A 20,038-nucleotide genomic window follows, 5' to 3' on the forward strand; every position below is an offset into this window, starting at 1 on the left:
ATGCCCCCCGCTCTCCACGCACAGACGGCGCCCGCGCCGTCCACGGAATCCCCCCAGCTCGCCCCTCCCGCCGAACGAACGAATCAGGATCGGCAATTCTGCTTCGTCGGGCGCCAACCGATCCTCGATCGCAAGGGTCGCGTCGTGGCACACGACCTGCTCTTCCGCGATTCGGAGCGCGCCACCGAAGCCAGCTTCGACGCGCCGCTCGCCGCGACGGTGCAGGTCCTGCTCGCGACCTTCGCCGAGCTCGGTCCGGCGACGCTGATCGGCGACCAGCCGGCCTTCGTCAACGCCGACCCGACGCTCGAGATCGCGGAACACCTCGCGGGCCTTCCGAAGGTCCCCCTGATCTTCGACATTCCTGCCGGGATCGAGATCGACGACACCTTCCTGGAACGAATCGATCTCGTCCGGAGCGCCGGCTTCGAGCTCTGTCTCGACGACTACGACTACAAGGACCCGCGCGAGGTGCTGCTTCCGCTCGTCCAGTACGCCAAAGTCGACTTCTCGCGGCACAAGTCGGCGGCCCTTCGCAAGATCGCCCGGACGCTCAACGAGCATCAGCTGGTCCGCGTCGCCACGCGGATCGAGACCGAGCGGGGGCAGCGGATCTTCGAGCAGCAGGAGTGGCACCTGGCGCTCGGCTATTTCTTCGCCCACCCCGAGCAGGTCGCGCGCGCTCGGCCCTCGATCCGTCGGAGCCGGATGCTCGAGCTGCTCGGCCGGATCGACGACGACACGCCGGCGGAGGAGATCGCGAAGCAGCTGAAGCGCGTGCCGCATCTCACGATGAACGTGCTCTCGATGGCCAACCTCGTCCGCGACGACGCGGCCCAGCGGATCGAGTCCGTCGAGCAGGCGGTCGTGATGGTCGGTCGGGATCGCCTGATGCGCTGGCTCCACCTCCTGCTCTTCGCAAGCGACGATCCCAACGGACTCGCGGATCCGCTCTGCCAGCTCTCGAGTACCCGCAGCACCCTGATGGAGCGCCTGGCGCGCTTCTCGGGGCAGGACGACCTGAACCCCGATCGCGCCGCCCTCGCCGGCCTCCTCTCCCTCGCCCCGGCGCTCCTCGGCATGAGCGTGAAGGAGGTCTGTCGCAAGCTCGCGCTCGAGTACTCGATCGAGAAGGCGCTGCTTCGGCGCGAGGGTCCGGTCGGCGAGCTCCTAGCCCTCGTCGAGTGTCGCGAAGAGCAGGACTCCGTCGGGATCGCAGAGAACCTGGCGAAGCTCGGCCTCGACTGGCCGGACCTCGAACGTGCGGCGCTCGAGACGATCGGCTGGAACCAGGAGCTGTCCGGCCTCCAGACGACCGGCGACCGACCCGTCCGCCTCGGCTAATCCTCCGCCGCGAGCGCCTTCTTCATCACGCCGAGCATCGACTCACGGAACTGCTTCGTCGCCGCGGAGTCCGCCACGATTCCGTCGAAGCCGTGGAAGACGCCGTCGACCACGATCGTCTCACACTCGACTCCGGCAGCCCGCAGCCGCTCGGCGTAGGCCATGTCCTCGTCGCAGAAGAGATCGAGAGCGCCGACCCCGATCCAGGTCGTGGGCAACCCGCCGAGGTCTTCGTTGCGCGCGGGAACGGCGATCGGATCCGCCTCCGCCGCACCCGCTTCGTGTCCCAGATACGACGACCAGCCGATCCGGTTCGAGCGGTTGTCCCAGAGACGGAAGGCGCTCTCGTCGAGGTCGGTCCGCAAGACCGTCCGATCGTCGAGCATCGGGTAGACGAGGATCTGCGCCGCGAGTCGGATCTCGCCCTTCTCCCGCGCGTGCAGCGCGACCTGTGCCGCGAGACCGCCGCCGGCGCTCGCGCCCGCCACTGCGATCCGACTCGCGTCGACGTCGTCGCGCTTCGCGAGCCAGGTGAGCGCGGCGTAGGCGTCGTCGAGCGCGGCGGGGAAGGCGTGCTGCGGAGACAGTCGATAGACCGGCGCGACCACGACCGCACCGAGCTCGTCCGCGATCCAGCGACAGAGCGCGTCGTCCTGTTTGGGCGACCCCATCAGGAAGCCCCCGCCGTGGAGCCAGAGGACCGCCGGCATCGGCCGATCCCCCGCCGAAGTCGGCCGATGGACCCGAAGCGGTCCCGCTCCGCTGTCGTCGAACTCGACGTCGTCCGGATCCGCACCGCGGCCCGCGAGGCCGCCCAGGAATCGGAGGAGCGGGAGGTTCCAGGAACGCGCGATACCGCGCGGGAGGAAGCGGGCGGCGGACTGGTACTCGGGGTCGAAAGGGCTCGTAGACATGGGGAGGGTCTCCGACGGTCGATCGCAGGGCGGGGAAGGACGATCCGCCCCCGCGCACACACCCTTTCTAGCAGGCGACGGCCGGGGACGAGAGCCCCCTCGGACGGGGCGCATGATCCCCCTGCGATACCCTGCGGACCATGGCGACGGCCGACGGCGTGCAGCACGAATCGCAGGGCGACGATCGTCTGCTCGAACGGCTCTTCGGCCTCACCGCCGGCGGAAACGGGTCGGTCGCCCGCCGCCAGCTCTTCGCCCTGGGCCTGCTCGTTACGACCCATCTCGTCCTGGAGATGGGTGGGTGGGCGCGAGAGGCGACGCCGCGCGCGCTCGCCATGCGCGGCGTCGTGGCCGTCGCGGTGCTTTCGCTCGGTCTACAGCTGGCGCCGTGGATCCTGCGAAGGCGGCGGACCGTCGACGAGGACGTGCTCGACCGCGCGAGGGGCCGTGCGGCGTGGGCGATGCCGATCCTGGTCGCCGCCGCCCTCGGCATGCACGCCCTCCTCTTTCCGGCGGCCGCCAATCACGCGGGACTCCTCGCCCTCGTATTCGTCGTCCTCGCCACCTTCGACGTCGCCCGCGACGAAGAGGCGCTCGCCGCGAGGGCGACGCTGCGGTGGCTCACGGTGATCGTGCTCTTCAGCACCGGTCTCCAGAAGGTCCTCTACGGCACCTACTTCCACGGCGACTTCCTCGCCTGGCAGCTCGCCCACGACGAACGCTTCCTCTCGTTTCTCCAATTCACCGTGTCCGGCGAGGAGATCGAGCGGCTGCGACGGCTCGCCGGCGGCGCGACCGACCTCGGGAGCTATCGATCCTCCGACCCGATGCTGCTCGTCGCGTCGAACGTGGCCTACCTGGGCGAGCTCGCCCTGCCCTTCGCCCTCGTCTGGAAGCGAACCCGCGCCTGGGCGATCCCCGCCGCGTTCGCGCTCTTCGTCCTGATCGAGGCGGGCGCGAGAGAGCTCTTCTTCGGCGTGCTCTTCCTGAACCTGCTCCTGCTCTTCGCGGAGCGGGACTGGCTTCGTCGGCTCGCGCCGATCTCGATCGCGCTCTATCTCGCCGCCTTCGCGAGTCGCATGGGCTGGCTGCCCGGATGGAATCTCAATTGAGGCGCGGACCGGACACGTACCGAACGCGCGTGCGCGCGATGATTCTGCTGCTCGGACTCGTCGCGGCGTGGCCCGTGGCCCACTACACGTGGGTCCAGCACAGCGGGGTCAGCCCCTGGAAGTTCTTCGGCTGGGCGATGTACACGACGCCGCGTTTCCAGGCCCAGTTCGAGTTCCGCGCGATCGACGACGGATCGGGGGTCGAGGCCGAGTCGGGGCGCCTTTTGCGCTATCCGCGCCGGCGTCCGGAGGCCCGTCGGGCCCTGGCCGCCTACCGCCAGGCGGAGCTGGCCTGGCTTCGCCAGACCGATCCAAGCGACCTCGTGAGGGCGGTCTTCGCGGCGTATCCCCGCGTACGGCAACTCGAACTCAAGCGACACCTCTACCGGTACGATGCAGAAACGGGACGCCCGGTACGGGAGACCGACGTGAGGGTTTTCGACCGCCGAAGCCTCTGACCCGACGGGCCCACGTTTCCGAGCCCCCGACGAAGAGGACGATCGCGCCGTGTCCGCCGACCTGCGAAATCTGATCCTCGTTCTCGTGATCGTGTTCGGCCTGCCCGCGCTGATCCGACCGGATCTCACGCCGACCCCCGTCGAGATCGGCTACGGCACGGGCGAGAAACCGGCGGGCGCTCGGACCTTCGATGCCTCGCCGATCGCCGAGCTCGAACGCGTCCAGCCCCGCTACCTCTTCATCGGCAACTCGAACACCTACACGCGGATCGACGAGGACCACCTGGCCTCGCTCGTCGGCGGCCCGGTCCTCGTCCAGGCCGAGTCGAATACCGGCGGCGTGCACTGGTACCTCCAACTCAAGAACCACCTCGTCGCGAGCGAGGCCCGCCCGGAGCGGGTCTTCGTCTTCTACCGGACCCGCGAGCTCGGCGACACGTACACCCGCGCGCCGGAGCAGCGCCACGCCTGGTCCCGCGAGCACGAGCCCGCCCTCGCGGCGATCGGCGAGGCGGACTGCTCGACGACCGGCGACGCATTCCGTGCCGCCGCCTATCGGCTGACCCAGACGCTCTGGCCGACGGTGGACATCCGCTCCGACGACCTCATGAACGTGGCCCTCGCCCTCGCTCCCGAAGCGCTCTACCAGGGAAGCGAGCCCTACGCCTTCCGTGAGGCACTCGGGCGTCGCTTCGGACTCGGCCACCTCCGCCCGACGGTCGGGGACGATCTGCTCGCCGGCGCGACCCTCGAGGTCGATGCGTTCGAGCGGCGCACGCGGTGCTCCACCCTGCCCTCGCTCCTCGCCCTCGCGCGCGACGAGGGAATCCCGCTGACGCTCGTCCGGATCCAGACCCGGACCTGGCCCAACGGTCCCGAGGTCGAGGCCTGGCATCAGTCGCTCTTCGCCGCTGCCGAGCGCTACGGCGTCGAGACCGTCGACTTCTCCGGAGACCCCGAAGTCCCGCGAGCCTGGTACGGAACCGCCGACCACATCGCCGAAGCCCACGAACGCGACTGGACCGAGCTCTTCGCGCGTCGGGTGCTGGATCTCTGATGCTCTTCCAGTCCTTCGAATACCTGGTCTTTCTCGCCGCCATTCTCTCGGTCTGGTGGCGCCTGCCCCGACGCGGTCAGAACGCACTCCTGCTCCTGGCCGGCGGAATCTTCTACGGCTGGATCCACCCCTGGTTCCTGATGCTGCTCGCGACGAGCACGCTCACCGACTACGCCTGCGGACTCGGCCTCTCGCGCGGGGGGACGGGACGTCGACGCTGGCTCGCGCTCTCGCTGACCGTCAACCTGGGCATGCTCGGCTACTTCAAGTACCGGGACTTCTTCCTCGAGAACGTCCTGGCCCTCGGCCTCGGCTTCTCCGAGCCGACGCTGCGGTTCATCCTGCCGGTCGGCATCAGCTTCTACACGTTCCAGACCCTGGCCTACACGATCGACGTCTATCGGGGACGCCTCGAACCCCACCGCGACCTGCTCGACTACGCGGTCTACGTCTCGTTCTTTCCCCAGCTCGTCGCCGGTCCGATCGAACGCGCCCAGCGACTGCTGCCCCAGGTCGCGAACGAGCGGCGCTTCGATGCGGTCGCCGTCCGCGAGGGCATCCTGCTGATGGTCTGGGGCTTCTTCAAGAAGCTCGTGATCGCGGACAACGTCTCGATCACGGTGGACCGCATCTTCAGCCTGAACGATCCGAGCTGGCCGCTGCTCTGGGTCGGCGTCCTCGGCTTCGGCGTCCAGATCTTCGCCGACTTCTCGGCCTACACGGACATCGCGCGGGGAACCGCCCGCCTGATGGGCTTCGAGCTCGCCGAGAACTTCCGCCATCCCTACCTGGCGCGCGGACCGAGCGAGTTCTGGCGACGCTGGCACATCACGCTCTCGACCTGGTTTCGCGACTACGTCTACATCCCGCTCGGCGGGAACCGTCGTCGCCACGGGATCAACCTCCTGATCGTGTTCCTCGTCAGCGGGCTGTGGCACGGGGCGAGCTGGAACTTCGTGATCTGGGGCGCCTACTGGGGCGTGCTGCTCCTGCTCGCCCAACGGCTTCCCTCACCCCCGCGCTGGGCAGCGCCGCTCCAGATCCTCGGCACGTTCGCGCTGACCCACGTCGGCTGGTTGATCTTCCGTGAGAGCGATGGCGACTGGCTCTGGCGACTCCTGACGCTCGATCCGATGGCAGCACCCGAAGCGGACTGGCGATTCGCCGGATTCCTCCTCGTGCACGTGCTCGTCTGCGCGACACCGCTCGTGATCCAGACCACGTTGGACGTGGTCTCGCGCGCACGGCTCGGCGAGCGCTGGGAGGAGCGCACGTTGCCGTGGCGCGCGCTCGGCGCGTCCCTGCTCTTCCTGGGGATTCTGACCCTGCGCAGCAGCCGCGGACCGGACTTCATCTACTTCCAGTTCTGAGTCCGGCGGACGACCCACCCGATCCGCAACGACTCGCTACGCTGGGCTCCGGCCCCGGCGCGACGTCTCTTGCGCGCAGATCGAGGGACGGGATGGACCACGCGATCGACCTCCACGACCATCGGCAGACCCAGAACATGGGTCCCCTCCTCGCGCGCTGGCGTCGGGACTCGCCCGTGGTCCGCCTCGACGGCGGGCAGGTCTACGTGGCTCGGATGGCCGACTGCTGGACGGTGCTTCGCGATCCGTTCACCTTCGCGAACGGCAACGGCTTCAAGGCCGTCGAGATGCCCGACGAGGAGCGCATGCTCGGCGAGATGGATCCGCCGCGACATCCGGTGCTGCGTCGGATCCTTCGCGGTTCCTTCGACAAGCATGCCGTCGAGGCGGCACGCCCCTTCGTGCGACGGGAAGCGACCCGACTCCTGCTCGACTGGGAACCCGACTCGCAGCGCGATCTGATCTCGACCTTCACGGATCGCATCAGCAATCTCTCGAGCTTCCACCTCGTCGGCTTCCCGGTCGAAGACACCGATCGGATCGTCGCCTGGGCGCGCGAGCTCCTCCACAGCGAGTGGACGTCGATGAATCGGACCGAGCGCGGCGAGGGCCTGGCCGGCGCCTTCCCCGAGTTCGCCGACTATCTGGACGAACTCGTCGACTCCCATCGCGGGCGGAACGACGATCCGAGCTTCCTCACGCGCCTCGCGCGAAGTCGACACCACGGCGAGCCCCTCTCCCCGACCGTCCTCCGGACGCTCGCCGCGCACATCGTGCTCGGCGGCATCTCGACCACGACCAACCTCCTCGGGAGCATCCTCTATCGCCTGCTCCGCGAGCCCGATCTGCACGCGACCTTGCGTCGCCGACCGGAGCTCGTGCCCGCCGCGGTCGAGGAGAGCCTGCGACTCGACCCGCCCGTGCTCTTCGTCATGCGCGTCTGCCGCAAGCCCGCCCTGATCGCCGACGTTCCGATCGAGGAAGGCGACTCGGTCCTGGTCGGGATCGCGTCCGCGAACCGCGACGAGGCGGTCTTCCCCGATCCGGATACCTACCGTCTCGATCGGGGCCTGCCCCGCCACATCTCCTTCTCCGGCGGTGCCCACCACTGCATCGGCGCCGCCGTCGCACGCCTGGTCGCCCAGGAGGTCACCCTCGCGTTCGTCGAATGCTTCGCCCCCGGCGACGTGGCCCTCGCCCCGGACTTCACGTTCGAGGGCGTGCCGGTCTTCCTCGAGTACGGTCCGGAACGACTCGACGCGATCCGGGCGGGGACGTCACGGAGCGCCGGGCCCGAGGCATGAGTTGAGATCTGCACCCGCCTCGGATCCGCCGGAGACCCACGACCGCGTCCGCACCTTCGACTCGCTCTCCGACCTCGGCTTCCGCTGGTTCTTCATCGCCTCCCTGGGCGTCTTCGGTGCGACGAACAGCTTGATCCTCGTACGCGGCTATCTCGTCTTCGAGATCACCGACTCCTATGCCGCACTCGGAGGCCTCGGCCTCGCCGGCGTCGTCCCGGGAATCCTCGCGACGCTCTACGGGGGCGTCGTCGCCGATCGCTGGCCGAAGTTCCGGATCGTCCAGATCGGGCAGAGCCTGATGGCGGCGTTCGCGTTCGGGATCGGGACGCTCCTCTACCTGGATCGCCTCGAGTTCTGGCATCTCCTCGTGTCGACGTTCGCGCAGGGCGGCATCTTCGGAATGCTGGCGCCTGCGTGGCAATCGATCATTCCCGAGATCATGAGCCCGAATCGACTGATGAACGCCGCGGCCCTGAACATGGGCGGAATGAACGTGGTGCGACTCGTGATGCCCGCCGCGGCCGGCGTCGCGCTGGGCGTGACCGAGACCGAGTTCGTCTACTTCGCGATCAGCGGCCTCTTCGTCCTCTCCGTCGTCGCCCTCGCCCGCGCCCATCGGGCGACCGAGGGGGTTCGTCGCGAGCGCGAGGCAGCGACGAGATCGACGGGAGACGACTCCGTGGGGCCGGTCGCTTCGCTCCTCGACGGCTGGCGCTACGTGGCGCGCCGCCCCGCGGTCTGGATGCTCCTCGCCAGCAACGTCGTCTTCACGTTCCTCTCGATGCCCTTCATGCATCTGCTTCCGGGATTCGTGAAGGGCGTGTTGGGGGGTGGGCCGGAGATGCTCGGCGCGATGATGAGCACGCTGAGTCTGGGCGCCCTCGCGTTGACGCTTCGAATCGCGTCGATGCGCGCCCGGAACCGCGGGCGAACGGTCCTGTTCGGAAACGCCGCGCTCGGGCTGGTCTTCGTCGCCTTCGCCTTCGCGGAGAGCGTCTGGCTGAGCTTCCCGCTCCTCTTCTGCATCGGTGCCGGCCAGTCCCTCCGAAATTCGCTCTCGAACGTCCTTTCCCAGACCTATGTGGACGATGCCTTTCGCGGGCGTGTGATGGCGCTCGTCGCGATGCAGATGAACGCGGCGCAGCTCGGCACCTTCGCGATCGGCATGGCCTCGGAAGCGCTCGGCGCTCGGGTCGCATTCGCCGGCATGGGCGTCGCCCTGCTCCTCATGAGCCTCTGGTTCTCGCTCTGGTTCGTGCCGATGCGAAGTCTCCACTGAAGACGTCCGGCCGGTCATCCGGTCCGTTAGTATTGGAGCACCGAAGAGTCCCCGCGGAGAGTTCCTCGAGACCAGGGAAGAATGCATGAGCACATCCGAAGAACCCCGTCTCGCCTTCCGACACGTCGAGGAGGAAGACTGGTACGAAGTGAAGGCCCAGATGCACGGGGACAAGCGGGTCTCCGTCTGGGAGAAGTACCTGGAGTGGACGCCGGACCGGCTGTGTCTGTACGCGCGCTACGACCCGGGCATGGTGATCGAACGTCACGGACACATGAGCGACCACATCGTCTACGTCCTCGAGGGCGAGATCGTGATCGGTGACCAGCGATGCACGAAGGGCATGCACGTGACGCTGGAGAAGGGAGCGATGTTCGGCCCGATCATCGGCGGCCCGGAGGGCGCGCTGCTCTACGAGATCATGATGGGCGATCCGCGCGCCGTTCCGGAGGACAAGGAGGCACACGAAGCCTTCTGCAAGGAACGTGGGATCGAGCTCTTGCCGAACCCGCCGCTCGAGTTCCCGGACTGGGTCGGCGAGAGGATGGACTGATGCGCGCTTCGCGCGTGGGTCGACCGCGAAGACGAGGACCCGCCTCGTGACCGAATTGCTCCCCTCGAAGATCGACGCGAGCGAATGGCCCGAGCTCAGCTATCGGCTCGGTCTGACCGACGGACTGCCGACCTTCCCGCCCGAACGAAAGGTCGTCGACGCTTTGGTCGAAGGTTCGGGCCTCCCGGCCGACCACGAAGTCGGTGAGATCCCGCCGCGACGACGAAGCGCGAACGTCGAAGCGATCGCGGCCAACGCCGCGATGGCCGGTTGCCGACCGGAGCACATGCCGGTCGTGCTCCGGGCGATCGAGGCGATGCTCGAGCCGCGCTTCAATCTGGCGGGCGTCGTGACGACGACCCACCCGTGCTGGCCACTCGTCCTCGTGTCCGGGCCCGTCGTGAACGCGCTCGAGATGGCGACGGGCGAGTCGGTCTGGAACGGCGGCGGCGCGCGCGCCAACCTCGCGATCGGCCGCGCCATCCGGCTCGTGCTCTGGAACCTGGGCGGGGCCTATCCGCGGGAGCCGGTCCAGGAGATCATGGGCCATCCGGGGCGGATGGCGTTCTGCCTGCCCGAAGAACCCGGGAACACGCCGTGGCCACGCTTCCACGAGACCCGCGGCTTCGACCACGACGAGAGCGCCGTCACGGTCTTCGCCTGCGAGTCCCCGCAGATCGCGAATCTCTGGGGCGTCGCGACGCCGGACGAGGGAAGCGTCGGCGAGCGTTGGCTCGAGCTCGTCGCGGACCAGATGAGCGCGCGGGGCAACTCGAACACGCACACGATGGGCGAGATCCTCGTCGTCTTCAGCCCGTCGATGGCGCGGACCCTCGCGAACGAAGGCTTCACCCGCGAGCGCGTCCAGAAAGCCCTCTGGCAGACCGCGCGCCGGCGGCTCGGCGACATTCGCGTCGAGGCGGACGGTCGCCCGGCGGTCTCCGAACGCGCTCACTACGACTGGTGGCCCGACTGGGTGGACCAGCAGGATCCGGAGTCCCGTGTCCCGGTCACGGCGTCGCCCGACGCGATCCACGTCGTCGTGAGCGGCGCCGACAGCATCCCCTGCGCGTCCGTCTGCCCATCCTGGGGACATCTCGGCGGCTTCGCGATCACGCGTTCGCTCGATACGGACTAGACTGAATCGAACAGGAGGAACGCCATGATCGAGCTCGTCGACCCCCGCGGCGCCATGCCGGAACGTTCGAAGTCGCTCGCGCGCCGAGTCGGCTCGCCCGAGGCGCTGCGCCGAGTCGGCTTCCTCAGCAATGAGCCCGAGCACATGACCGGCCCGCACTTCCCGGGCTATACCCGCGTCCTCGAGCGGGCGCTCCGCGAACGGCTCGGCATCCGCGACTTCCACCTCGAGATCAAGCCGGTCCTGTCCCGGCCCGCCGAGGCGGAGATGATCGAGCGCTTCAGCGGCTTCGACGGGGTGATCAACGGCCTCGCCAAATGAGGCTCCTGCACGTCGGGCAGTCTGCTCGACGCGGTCCACCTGGAGAGGCAGGGCACCCCCACCCTGACCTTCGTGACGGAGCCCTTCGCCCACGCGGCGCGTACCCACGCGAAGATGCACGGCCTCCCCGACCTGCCGCTGATCGTCGTGCCGTCGGACTACCTCGATCGATCGGATGAGGCGGTCGCGGAGAAGCTCGCGCCGCTGATCGACGAAGTAGTGGCTTCTCTGTCGCAGGACCCCGCCTAGCGCCGCGACCGGGTGAACGACTTCAGAGCCGCGCACGCCCCGCCGCGAGCCAGTCCGTCTCGGACCAGACGTCGTGGTTCTCACCCCAGAGAACGCATCCCGCGCCATCCCAGCGCACGAGGTTCAAAACGGCGTAGACGCCATTCCCGGCATTCGACGCCATGGTGTTCACGCACGTCCCCGTGACCTCGAGCCGCCGCCCCGCCGCGTCTTCCGCTTCGAGCCGGGCGGCCACGGGCATCCCGTCGCGAAGCGTGGTCTCGCGAACGCCGTCGACGAGCGCGGCCTCCACACCGTCTCGGAGCAGATAGCCGTGGGTGACGGCTTCCCGTCCGTCGTCGTCGGGCCGGATGTAGGCGAAGAACGCGTGCCCCTCGCCGGTCGCGTAGGCGTTGCCGAGGCGCAGCCGCTCGGGCATGTGGCGCGGTCCCCAGGACCGGTCCCGGATGGTGTGGCTGTCGACCTCGACGTCCCGTCCGTGGAGCGACAGACGGCCAGTGGCCCGCCCGGATTGCTCGAAGTGCCCCGCGAACATGCCCGGCGACGCCTCTGGCGGAACGGGGTTCGGCGGCATCATCGCTTCGAAGGTGAGATCGAGGGACGAGTGCGGCCCTTCGTGGCGGAGCGCATAGCGCGTGAGCGGCGACAGGCATTCGATCTGGAGCCGGCCCTCGACGTCCAGTCGAAGCAGATCCGGTTCGCCGTCGAGCGAGACCGTCATCCGGTCTCCGAAGAGCCCCTGCGAGTCCCCCGTCCAGCCCGCGACCGTCGCCTCGAGCTCTCCCAGGTTCGGACTGACGCGAACACGAACCGACGCCGAGAGCGACTCCTCGGGGAGGAAGAACGGAAACCACATCGTCTCGATCCAGGACGGATCATCGGACGCCGGCCGATGAAAGGCATCGTCCGTCGCCGTCACGACCAGCGCGGGATCCCGACCGATCATCGCGTCACCAGCGGCTGGGGCAGACGCCCGAAGAGAGGGCCGAGGAGCGCCTTCCGCGTCTCGGCGAGTCGATGCATCCGCTTCGCGTAGAAGCGCGCCAGATCGGCGACGCGCTCGTCCGGAAGGGGCTCACCCGAACCCGACACCCCGCGGAGCACCGCGTCGATCGCCGGCGCGTCCTGGAACGACTCGGGATCACGTCCCAGGAGCGCGGCGATCGCCTCGCGCTCCTCCGCGAGCCCATCCTCCGCGGAAGACGGCGGCGCGGGTCGTGCGATCCCGAGGTTGTCGCAGAGGACGAGCGCCGCCGCGCGGACCAGCAGCGTCTGGTACATGGTCATCTCCTCCACGTCGGTGGCCGCCGTCGGATGCGCCAGTCCGAGCCCGATCATCAAGCTGTTCCGAACGAGGACCAGCGCGCGGTAGTAGTGGACCCGCGCGAGGTCGACGGGACGTCCCGAGGCCTTCGCGTACTCCTCGAAGCGAAGCGTGAGGTCTCCGATCGGCGTCGCCATGTCGCGAATCGCGACCGCCGCCAGGTCCTCCATCGGATCACCGAAATGCGCGACCTCCCAGTCGACGATCCCGGTCACCCGCCCCTTCTCGTAGAGGAAGTTGCCCGGTCCCATGTCGCTGTGGACGAGGGAATAGCGATCGACAGAGGTCGGCACGTTCGCCCCGAGCCAATCGAGCGCGAACGAATAGAAGGGGTCGGCGGTCTCCCCGAGCGCCGCCGCGGCCCCTCGCGCCTGCGCGATCGTCCCCCGCGCGCAGTCTTCGGGTGCGGCCGGGAGCGTGAGGTGCGGGATGTCGAGCGTGTTCGGATCGAGACCGTGGAGCTTCGCCGTGAGGGCCATCAGATCCGCGGCGGCTTCTTCTTGAAGCGCCTTCGGCTGGTCCGGCGCGGGAAAATCCGATCGGCCGGGAAGCCGCGAGAGCAGGATCGCCGCGTGCGCGTCGTTCGTAGCGACCACCTCGGGAACGGGGACCCCGCTTCCCGCGAGGGCCCTGAGCACGACCGAATCCCGCGCGCTCCCGCCGCCCTCCCGCTTGTCCTGGAGGAGGAAGAGCGGCCGCGGCGCTCCGTCGACTTCGACGTCGACGTTCCACGCCGATCGGCTCGCACCCTCGTGGTGCGAAACGCTCGCCACCACCGTGCCCGCGGTCACCCGCTCGACCCATCCACGCAGGTCGTCCGCCAGCGGGATCGAGTCCGTCGGACTCACTCGCCGGACTCGACGACGGGAAAGAGCCGGACGATCCCCTCCGGACCGACGTCGACTTCCTGATCGACGACGACCGTCGGCGATCCCTCGATGTCCATGAAGCTCTCGAGGTCTGTCCAATGGGCCCGGCCGCGTTCGGTCTCTTCGTAGAACTGCGACGTCGCGGCGAGGCTCTCGGCGTCGGGCCAGTGGTTCTCGGCGATTCCCACGTAGGGCGTCGGGCCCTGGATCAGGAGGAGCCGGTTCTTCGTGATGTAGGGGTGGTCGACCAGATCGAAGTCCCGGGTGTGTTCGGCCCAGCGCTCGAAGAACGCCTCGTCGGTCCAGCCCTCGCGCTTCTTGACGAACGTGAACGTGATCATGTCCCACTCCTCGGCTTATGGGCGTCGCTCCGCCCTGGTCATCCTAGACGGGCGGAGACTCGCCTACAATCTCCGCGCGCGTTCGACGCGCGTCGATCGGGAGAGCCATGCCGGACCGCCGCTACACCCTCGAAGAGATGCAGGATCGCTTCGCCATCATGGACCTCTACGACCGCCAGCTGGCGGCGGCCGAGGCCTTCGACATGGACGCCTACGACACGACCTTCGCCGCGGATGCCCGCGTCGACCTCTCCGACTTCGGCCAACCGGAGTGCAGCTACGCCGACTACCGGGCCTGGCTCCTCGGCCTCCGCGGGACGATGGTCGAGGCCCAGCGAACGACCGGCGGGCTACGCCTCGAGCTCGATGGGGCCAGTGCGCGGACCCGGGTCCCGGTCGCGTGTCACGTCACGATGCAGATCGACGGAGAGCGACGGCTGACGCATACCGGGATCTTCTACAACGACGCGCTCGAGCGCCGCGACGTCGGCTGGCGGATCGTCCATCGCGTCGAGGAGCGGGCCTGGACGGGCTGATGCCGACCGGCCGACGGGTGCCTCTCTGCGACCGATGACCTCGAGGCCCGCCCGACAGAGCCAGGAACCCCACGCCCAGCAGGACGACGAAGCCCGGCTCCGGCACGACCGAGAGCCGATAGGTCCCCCGCGCCGTCCGCGCCGACTCGCCCCGGGTCGCCTCGATCACGTAGCTCCCGGTCTCGCTCGGGACGAAGCCGAGCTCGGTATCCGCCGACCTGACGCGCGATCACCGCTACGCCCCCTGGACGTCCCACTCGAGCGGAACGGGCGTGGTGATCGTCAGCGTCCCGCCCGACGCGTATCGGATCTCCGCCCCCTCGGCGAGGCGCAGATTGGGGAGACGGGGCAGCAGCTCCTGGAGCGTGATCGCCAGCTCCGTGCGCGCGAGCGCGTGGCCGCTGCACATGTGGATGCCGGTCCCGAAGGAGAGCGAGTCGGCCTTGAGTCCCGGGCGATCGAAGTCGACCTCGAAGGGCCGTTCGAACCGGTCGGCGTCGAGCCCCGCGATCGTGGTCGAGAGCAGGACCATGTCGCCTTCGCGCATCGGGACGCCGGCGAAGGAGCAGTCCTTCGCGACGATCCGACCCAGATTCGGAGCGCTGAAGCGACGGAGCAGCTCCTCGACGGCGTTCGGGATCTTCGCGGGGTCATCGATCAGCTGCTGGCGATGCTCGGGGTGGGTCGCCAGGAAGAGGATCTGGTGGAGCGTCGCGCTCGTGACCGTGTCGAGTCCGGCCAGCATCAGCATCGTCGCCATGCTCGTGAGCTCCGCCTTGTCGAGTCGCCGCCCATCGATCTCCGCGCGCAGCATGGCCTCGAGGACGTGCGCGTCCCGAGGCGCGTCGCGGTCGACCCTCTCGGCCTCGATCCAGGCGTCGAGCAGCTGGGCGACCTCGGTCATGCCGCCGAAGACGTCCTCCGGCGTCGTCCCGCGGAAGACGCGCTGGACGCCGGAGTCGAACTCTCCGCGACGATCCGGCGAGACGCCGAGCATGCTGAGGAAGATCTGGACCGGAAGCGGCTCGGCATACTCCGCGTTGAAGTCGGCGCGGCCGGTCTCGAAGAAGTCGTCGATCCGATCCCGGGTCATCGCGCGAAACTCGTCGGCGAGGGCGTCGATGATCCGCGGGGCGAACATCTGGCGGGTGAAGATCTGCTGGTAGGCGCGGTGCTCCGGCGGATCCAGGTTGTTCGGGATCAGTCGGTACGGGCTGTCGATCCGCGGCACGCTCACGCTCTTCGCCGAGAAGAGGTCCGGACGCATCCACGCCTCTTCGATCCGCGCCGCGCGGGCGAGAACCCAGTGGCCGCCCAGGTCCGGAGACCAGAAGACCTCGGGCAGATCCGCGGCGCTCGCGAAGAACGTCCACGGATCGGTCGCGATCCGCGGGTCGAGACGGAAGTCGAAGGCGTGGACGAGCTCGTCGGGGACGTGATCCGGGATCATGGACGGGCGGCCCCTACATCACCGCGATCGGATTGACGGGACAACCGGTCGCGCCCGGTACGCGCATCGCCCCGAGCGTGAACAGGAAGGTCCAACGCCCCGCCGAAGCGCAAGCCTCCGAGAGTTCACCGAGGGCGAGGTTGTCGATCAGCGGAAGACCGAGGCCGGTGATGCCGACCTGATGGATCGGAAAGGGCCATTCCGGAATCCCGAGTCCCGGAAGCGGATCCGAGATGCCGTCGCTCCCGAGCACCGAGATCTCGCGCTCGCGCAGCCAGGGAAGGCACTCGGCGTGGAGGCCGACCATCCCGTCCGCGGGATCGAGGGGCCCGCCCGCGAGGCGCCGGCGCGCGCAACGCCCGCTTGCCACGAGCAGGATGTCCCCCGTCTCGACGACCGCTCCCTGGCGCTCGAGCGTCTCTTCGACCTCTTCGAGCCGGATCGCTTCGTTGCCATCGATGTACTCCGTCCCGCGCGCATGGGCGAAGTCGACCAGGACGCCGCGGCCCACGACGCCATCGGCGAAGCTGAGGAGCGTGTTCCGACGCGCGCCATCGCTGCGCACGTCCTCCGCCGGAAACCCGTTGTACATCTTCCCGCGTACGAACATGTGGCAGAGCGCGTCGATGTGCGTGACCCCGAGACCGTGCACGTGGGCGCCGACGAAATCCCGCGCGGCCTCGTAGCCGGGGAAGCCGCTCTCGTCGCGCGCATCTCCCGCTGCCAGCATGTGGTGCTGGGCGGGCACCGGGGTCTCCGGCGACGGCGTGAGCTCGAGATCGTGTGCGAGGCTGATCGAGCGTCCCTCGCGAACCAATCCGGCGGCGCGCGCCGCGTGCTCCGGACGCAGGTGGTTGAGCGTCCCCCGTTCGTCGTCCTCGCCCCAGCGCCCCCAGTTCGAGAGCGATTCGAAATACTGGTCGAGCGCTTCCTTGGTCGGCGCGGCCATCGGCTGGTCCTCCTACTGATTCCTCGCGGCCGAAGCCGTCAACCATTTCCCGCAACGCGACGATTCCGGATCAAGCGCCCGGCATGTCGCCCCGTCGACGCCCCGTCCCGGAAGGCGATCTCGCCCGCGACCACCGTCGTCGCAAAGCCGATCGCGCCCTGCGAGAGACGCAGACCCCCACCGGGCAGATCGTCGACGAGCCGTGGCACGGCAGGACCCACGGCGGCGGGATCGAACACGTTCAGGTCCGCCAGCATGCCTTCCCGGAGCAACCCGCGATCCGTGAAGCCCCAGGCCTGCGCCGGCTCGAGGGTCAGCATGCGCACGCCCTCTTCGAGCGTGAAGGCCCCTGCATCGCGCACCCAGTGCCCGAGCAGATGGGTCTGGATCGAGGCGTCACAGATCTGGCTCAGATGCGCGCCGGAATCCGAGAACGTCATGACGGTCCGCGGGTGGCGCAGCACGTCGAGCAACACCTCCTCGTCCTGCGGATAGAGGCTCGGCTGGATGAAGAGCCGCTCGAAGTCGCTCTCGAGCGCGAGGTCGATCATCGCCTCCGCCGGCGACACCCCCCGCGCCTGGGCGACCTCCCCGACCGTCGGCCACGGCGGCAAGCCGCGATCGTAGACCCGGAGCCGGTCCCAGTCCGGCTTCCGCGGCATCGCACCGATCCCGCGCCAGCGATCGTAGTCGCCTTCCATGGCCGCCTTTGCGAGGCGCGCCCGGGTCTGCGGATCGCGCAAAGCGCGCTTCTGCTCTTCGATCGGCTGCTCGCGGAACGGGATCCACTCCGGCAGGACGTCGAAGGGCAGCCGCGTGCGGAACCCGAGCAGGACCGAGATCCCGCGGCAATGGCTCTGACCGATCATCCGGCCCCCCGCCGCGGCGATCCGGTCGATCCGGTCGAGCATCGCGCGTCCGCCCTCACGGGTCGCGATCAGCCCGGCGGTCACGGGGACGCCCTGCTCGACCGCGATCCGCCGGACGTGCTCGAAGACGACCTCGCGCTCCTCCGGGTCGGCCGAGAGGAAGCCCTCCGTCCCGCCTTCGAGCATCCCGATCCCGAGCTCGCCCATCACGTCGACCAGGGCGTGGAGCTCGTCCCAGCTCGCGATCCGGGACGCGACGGGGCGGTCGTCGGAAGTCTCGTGGTGCTCGCTGCGGGAGGTCGTGAAGCCGATCGCGCCGGCGACGAGCGCCGCCTTCAGCTGTTCCCGCATGCGCCGGAGATCGTCTTCGTCGGCCTCCTCCTCGAAGGCCCGTTCGCCCATCGCCCAGGTCCGGAGCGCCGAGTGTCCGATGTTCGCCGCATAGTGGATCGACTTGGGGACGCGGTCGAGGGCCTCGAGGTACTCGGGAAAAGTCTGCCAGGTCCAGTCGATCCCTTCGGCAAGCGCCGTCGCGTCGATGTCCTCGGCCCGTTCGAGGTTCCGGAGGACGAGGGCGCGCGCGTCGTCGTGGACCGGCGCGATCGTGAAGCCGCAGTTGCCCATCACGACGCTCGTCACGCCCTGCCAGCACGAGTTTGCGCCGCACGGATCCCAGAAGACCTGGGCGTCGAAGTGGGTGTGGCCGTCGATGAAGCCCGGCGTGACGGCGAGGCCGTCCGCGTCGATCTCCTCGCGACCCCGCTCCCCGAGGCGACCGATCGCGGCGATCCGATCGCCCTGGATCCCCACGTCGGCGCGGTAGCCGCCCGTTCCAGAGCCATCGACCACGAGGCCGCCACGAATCACGAGGTCGAAGGCCACCCTGCCCTCCTGCGTTCGCCGAGAAGCGATCACCGAGCCCGTTCGGCCTCGGCTCGGGACACGCTACTGCGCCACGTATCCACCGTCGACAGAGAGCGCCGCCCCGAGCACGAACGACGATCGCTCCGAGCAGAGCCAGAGCGCGGCTTCCGCGATCTCCTCGGGCTCGGCGATCCGGCCGATCGGATGCAGCGCTTCGAGCTCCTGCTGGAGCGCCGGCGTCTCGCGCACGACGTCCTCGACCATCGCCGTCCGCGCCGTCCCCGGGCAGATCGAGTTCACGCGGATTCCCTGCGATCCGTACTCGAGCGCGGCCGCGCGAGTGAGACCGATCACGCCGTGCTTGCTCGCCACGTACGCCGACTGGCCCGGGAAGCCGATCAGGCCGGCTCCGGACGCGCAATTGACGATCGCGCCGCCGCCGGCCGCGAGGATCGCGGGAATCTGATGCTTCATGCAAAGGAAGACCCCCGTCAGCATCACGTCGATCGTCCGCCGCCACTGCTCCTCGGGCATGTCCGCGACGAAATTCGGGGGCCCCGAGAGCCCGGCGTTGTTGTACGCATAGTCGAGACGCCCGAAGCGCTCGGTCGCCGTGGCGACTGCGCGGCCGACCGCCGCGTCGTCGGCGACGTCCGTCTCGACGAACACGGCCTCGGCGCCGGTCTGGCGGATCTCCTCGGCGACCGACGCCCCCGCCTCGCGATCGATGTCCGCGAGAACGACGCGCGCCCCCCGTGCCGCGAAGAGCCGACTCGCCGCGCGGCCGATCCCGGAGGCCGTGCCCGTGATGAAGGCGACACGTCCTTCGAACTCGTCGGTCGTCTCGAACGCCTCGCCCATCCCGATCCTCCTCGTCTGGCCCGAAGCAGGGCCCGAACGGCTGTGCCAACATCCTCGCATGGGCAGAATGGATGGCAAGGTCGCGTTGATCAGCGGCGCGGCGCGCGGCCAGGGCGAGGCCGAAGCCCGCCGATTCGTCGCGGAGGGTGCACGAGTAGTGCTAGGCGACGTGCTCACCACCGAGTGTACCGCCGTCGCCGACTCGCTCGGGGACGCGGCGCGCGCGCTTCCCCTCGACGTGACTCGCGAGGGAGACTGGGCACGGGCCGTCGAGACGGCCCTCGACGCGTTCGGTCGGCTCGACGTGCTCGTGAACAACGCCGGCATCGTCCGAACCGGCGCGCTCGAATCGACCTCGCTCGAGGACTACCGCGCGGTCATCGACGTGAACCAGGTCGGCACCTTCCTGGGCATGCGCGCCGTCGTCTCCGCCATGCGCGAAGCCGGCGGCGGCTCGATCATCAACATCTCGTCGAACGCCGGCATCGAAGGCGTGCAGGGCGTGATCGGCTACGTCGCCAGCAAATGGGCGATCCGCGGCATGACGAAGACGGCGGCCCTCGAGCTCGGGCGCTACGGCATCCGCGTGAACTCGGTCCACCCGGGTGGCGTCGCGACGCCGATGATCGGCGCCGACGACTTCGACTCGGTCGATCAGGACGCCGTATGGGCGGGCCAGCCGATCCCCCGCGTCGGCCAGCCCGAAGAGATCGCGAACCTGGTGCTCTTCCTCGCCTCCGACGAGAGCAGCTACTCGACCGGCTCGGAGTTCGTCGCCGACGGCGGCGGACTCGCCGGCAACACCGCGCGCGGGGTCGACACGGACTAGCTAGCGCCGCCGCTCGCCGCCCGCTGGAGAGGCGCTCGACAGGATTC

21 protein-coding genes are annotated in these 20,038 nt (G+C 69.0%); 13 read left to right on the forward strand and 8 right to left on the reverse strand.

Annotated features, from left to right (window positions below; genetic code table 11):
• Positions 1-1,344 carry an HDOD domain-containing protein gene (locus NXI30_01550; protein ID MCR9092877.1) on the forward strand — a complete coding sequence of 448 codons (1,344 nt, stop codon included), beginning with the start codon at positions 1-3 and terminating at the stop codon, positions 1,342-1,344.
• On the opposite strand, the gene NXI30_01555 is transcribed toward NXI30_01550, so the two are convergent.
• Entirely contained in the window at positions 1,341-2,258 is a 918-nt protein-coding gene (locus NXI30_01555; protein ID MCR9092878.1) for an alpha/beta hydrolase, read from the reverse strand. The genes NXI30_01550 and NXI30_01555 overlap by 4 nt on opposite strands.
• A 140-nt stretch (positions 2,259-2,398) precedes the next feature.
• On the opposite strand from NXI30_01555, the gene NXI30_01560 reads away from it, so the two are divergent.
• The 10 genes from NXI30_01560 (at position 2,399) to NXI30_01605 (ending at position 11,099) form a co-directional block, all read left to right on the forward strand.
• A complete protein-coding gene (locus tag NXI30_01560) occupies positions 2,399-3,370 on the forward strand; it encodes a hypothetical protein (GenBank protein MCR9092879.1) in 972 nt (323 codons plus the stop codon).
• 29 nt (positions 3,371-3,399) lie between these two features.
• A complete protein-coding gene (locus NXI30_01565) occupies positions 3,400-3,828 on the forward strand; it encodes a hypothetical protein (protein ID MCR9092880.1) in 429 nt (142 codons plus the stop codon).
• Between the two features lie 49 nt (positions 3,829-3,877).
• Positions 3,878-4,885: a hypothetical protein gene (locus NXI30_01570; GenBank protein MCR9092881.1), complete on the forward strand. Its 1,008-nt coding sequence runs from the start codon at positions 3,878-3,880 to the stop codon at positions 4,883-4,885.
• Positions 4,885-6,255, forward strand: coding sequence for an MBOAT family protein (locus tag NXI30_01575; protein MCR9092882.1), 1,371 nt, complete (start codon positions 4,885-4,887; stop codon positions 6,253-6,255). The genes NXI30_01570 and NXI30_01575 overlap by 1 nt, the downstream gene beginning before the upstream one ends.
• Positions 6,256-6,347: 92 nt before the next feature.
• A complete protein-coding gene (locus NXI30_01580; GenBank protein ID MCR9092883.1) occupies positions 6,348-7,559 on the forward strand; it encodes a cytochrome P450 in 1,212 nt (403 codons plus the stop codon).
• A 1-nt stretch (position 7,560) separates the two neighbouring features.
• Entirely contained in the window at positions 7,561-8,838 is a 1,278-nt protein-coding gene (locus NXI30_01585; GenBank protein ID MCR9092884.1) for an MFS transporter, read from the forward strand.
• Between the two features lie 85 nt (positions 8,839-8,923).
• A complete protein-coding gene (locus NXI30_01590; GenBank protein MCR9092885.1) occupies positions 8,924-9,391 on the forward strand; it encodes a hypothetical protein in 468 nt (155 codons plus the stop codon).
• A gap of 46 nt (positions 9,392-9,437) precedes the next feature.
• A complete protein-coding gene (locus NXI30_01595) occupies positions 9,438-10,529 on the forward strand; it encodes a hypothetical protein (GenBank protein ID MCR9092886.1) in 1,092 nt (363 codons plus the stop codon).
• A 24-nt stretch (positions 10,530-10,553) separates the two neighbouring features.
• Complete coding sequence (locus tag NXI30_01600; GenBank protein ID MCR9092887.1) at positions 10,554-10,850, forward strand: hypothetical protein; 297 nt, start codon at positions 10,554-10,556, stop codon at positions 10,848-10,850.
• Between the two features lie 72 nt (positions 10,851-10,922).
• Positions 10,923-11,099 carry a hypothetical protein gene (locus NXI30_01605; GenBank protein ID MCR9092888.1) on the forward strand — a complete coding sequence of 59 codons (177 nt, stop codon included), beginning with the start codon at positions 10,923-10,925 and terminating at the stop codon, positions 11,097-11,099.
• 22 nt (positions 11,100-11,121) lie between these two features.
• Here the strand turns inward: NXI30_01605 and NXI30_01610 are convergent, their stop codons facing one another.
• Genes NXI30_01610 through NXI30_01620 form a run of 3 tightly spaced genes read right to left on the reverse strand, consistent with a single transcriptional unit; the run spans position 11,122 to position 13,633 of the window.
• On the reverse strand, positions 11,122-12,045 hold the full coding sequence (locus NXI30_01610) for a hypothetical protein (protein ID MCR9092889.1): 924 nt from the start codon (positions 12,043-12,045) through the stop codon (positions 11,122-11,124).
• The gene (locus NXI30_01615) at positions 12,042-13,271 is read right to left on the reverse strand and encodes a phosphotransferase (protein MCR9092890.1); all 1,230 of its coding nucleotides are present in this window, start codon (positions 13,269-13,271) and stop codon (positions 12,042-12,044) included. The genes NXI30_01610 and NXI30_01615 overlap by 4 nt, the downstream gene beginning before the upstream one ends.
• Entirely contained in the window at positions 13,268-13,633 is a 366-nt protein-coding gene (locus tag NXI30_01620) for a hypothetical protein (protein MCR9092891.1), read from the reverse strand. The genes NXI30_01615 and NXI30_01620 overlap by 4 nt, the downstream gene beginning before the upstream one ends.
• Before the next feature lie 107 nt (positions 13,634-13,740).
• Between NXI30_01620 and NXI30_01625 the strand changes: the two genes are divergently transcribed.
• Positions 13,741-14,169, forward strand: coding sequence for a nuclear transport factor 2 family protein (locus NXI30_01625; GenBank protein ID MCR9092892.1), 429 nt, complete (start codon positions 13,741-13,743; stop codon positions 14,167-14,169).
• A 235-nt stretch (positions 14,170-14,404) separates the two neighbouring features.
• On the opposite strand, the gene NXI30_01630 is transcribed toward NXI30_01625, so the two are convergent.
• Genes NXI30_01630 through NXI30_01645 form a run of 4 tightly spaced genes read right to left on the reverse strand, consistent with a single transcriptional unit; the run spans position 14,405 to position 19,162 of the window.
• Positions 14,405-15,619, reverse strand: a complete 1,215-nt coding sequence (locus NXI30_01630; protein ID MCR9092893.1) for a cytochrome P450 — start codon at positions 15,617-15,619, stop codon at positions 14,405-14,407.
• A 13-nt stretch (positions 15,620-15,632) separates the two neighbouring features.
• Entirely contained in the window at positions 15,633-16,568 is a 936-nt protein-coding gene (locus NXI30_01635; protein ID MCR9092894.1) for a cyclase family protein, read from the reverse strand.
• 38 nt (positions 16,569-16,606) lie between these two features.
• Positions 16,607-18,352, reverse strand: coding sequence for an amidohydrolase family protein (locus tag NXI30_01640; protein MCR9092895.1), 1,746 nt, complete (start codon positions 18,350-18,352; stop codon positions 16,607-16,609).
• 30 nt (positions 18,353-18,382) lie between these two features.
• A complete protein-coding gene (locus tag NXI30_01645) occupies positions 18,383-19,162 on the reverse strand; it encodes an SDR family oxidoreductase (GenBank protein MCR9092896.1) in 780 nt (259 codons plus the stop codon).
• A 58-nt stretch (positions 19,163-19,220) separates the two neighbouring features.
• Here NXI30_01645 and NXI30_01650 point away from each other — a divergent pair, with 58 nt between their 5' ends.
• Positions 19,221-19,991: a glucose 1-dehydrogenase gene (locus NXI30_01650; GenBank protein MCR9092897.1), complete on the forward strand. Its 771-nt coding sequence runs from the start codon at positions 19,221-19,223 to the stop codon at positions 19,989-19,991.
• The last annotated feature ends 47 nt before the right edge of the window (positions 19,992-20,038 follow it).

It is taken from the genome of bacterium (genome assembly GCA_024742285.1).
Lineage (GTDB): Bacteria > Myxococcota_A > UBA9160 > UBA9160 > UBA4427 > UBA4427.

Excerpts from the sequence above, each read along its gene's own strand:
- NXI30_01550 (MCR9092877.1), top strand. The coding sequence starts at position 1 with ATGCCCCCCGCTCTCCACGCACAGACGGCGCCCGCGCCGTCCACGGAA.
- NXI30_01555 (MCR9092878.1), bottom strand. The coding sequence starts at position 2,258 with ATGTCTACGAGCCCTTTCGACCCCGAGTACCAGTCCGCCGCCCGCTTC.
- NXI30_01560 (MCR9092879.1), top strand. The coding sequence starts at position 2,399 with ATGGCGACGGCCGACGGCGTGCAGCACGAATCGCAGGGCGACGATCGT.
- NXI30_01575 (MCR9092882.1), top strand. The coding sequence starts at position 4,885 with ATGCTCTTCCAGTCCTTCGAATACCTGGTCTTTCTCGCCGCCATTCTC.
- NXI30_01580 (MCR9092883.1), top strand. The coding sequence starts at position 6,348 with ATGGACCACGCGATCGACCTCCACGACCATCGGCAGACCCAGAACATG.
- NXI30_01590 (MCR9092885.1), top strand. The coding sequence starts at position 8,924 with ATGAGCACATCCGAAGAACCCCGTCTCGCCTTCCGACACGTCGAGGAG.
- NXI30_01600 (MCR9092887.1), top strand. The coding sequence starts at position 10,554 with ATGATCGAGCTCGTCGACCCCCGCGGCGCCATGCCGGAACGTTCGAAG.
- NXI30_01610 (MCR9092889.1), bottom strand. The coding sequence starts at position 12,045 with ATGATCGGTCGGGATCCCGCGCTGGTCGTGACGGCGACGGACGATGCC.
- NXI30_01620 (MCR9092891.1), bottom strand. The coding sequence starts at position 13,633 with ATGATCACGTTCACGTTCGTCAAGAAGCGCGAGGGCTGGACCGACGAG.
- NXI30_01625 (MCR9092892.1), top strand. The coding sequence starts at position 13,741 with ATGCCGGACCGCCGCTACACCCTCGAAGAGATGCAGGATCGCTTCGCC.
- NXI30_01630 (MCR9092893.1), bottom strand. The coding sequence starts at position 15,619 with ATGATCCCGGATCACGTCCCCGACGAGCTCGTCCACGCCTTCGACTTC.
- NXI30_01635 (MCR9092894.1), bottom strand. The coding sequence starts at position 16,568 with ATGGCCGCGCCGACCAAGGAAGCGCTCGACCAGTATTTCGAATCGCTC.
- NXI30_01645 (MCR9092896.1), bottom strand. The coding sequence starts at position 19,162 with ATGGGCGAGGCGTTCGAGACGACCGACGAGTTCGAAGGACGTGTCGCC.
- NXI30_01650 (MCR9092897.1), top strand. The coding sequence starts at position 19,221 with ATGGGCAGAATGGATGGCAAGGTCGCGTTGATCAGCGGCGCGGCGCGC.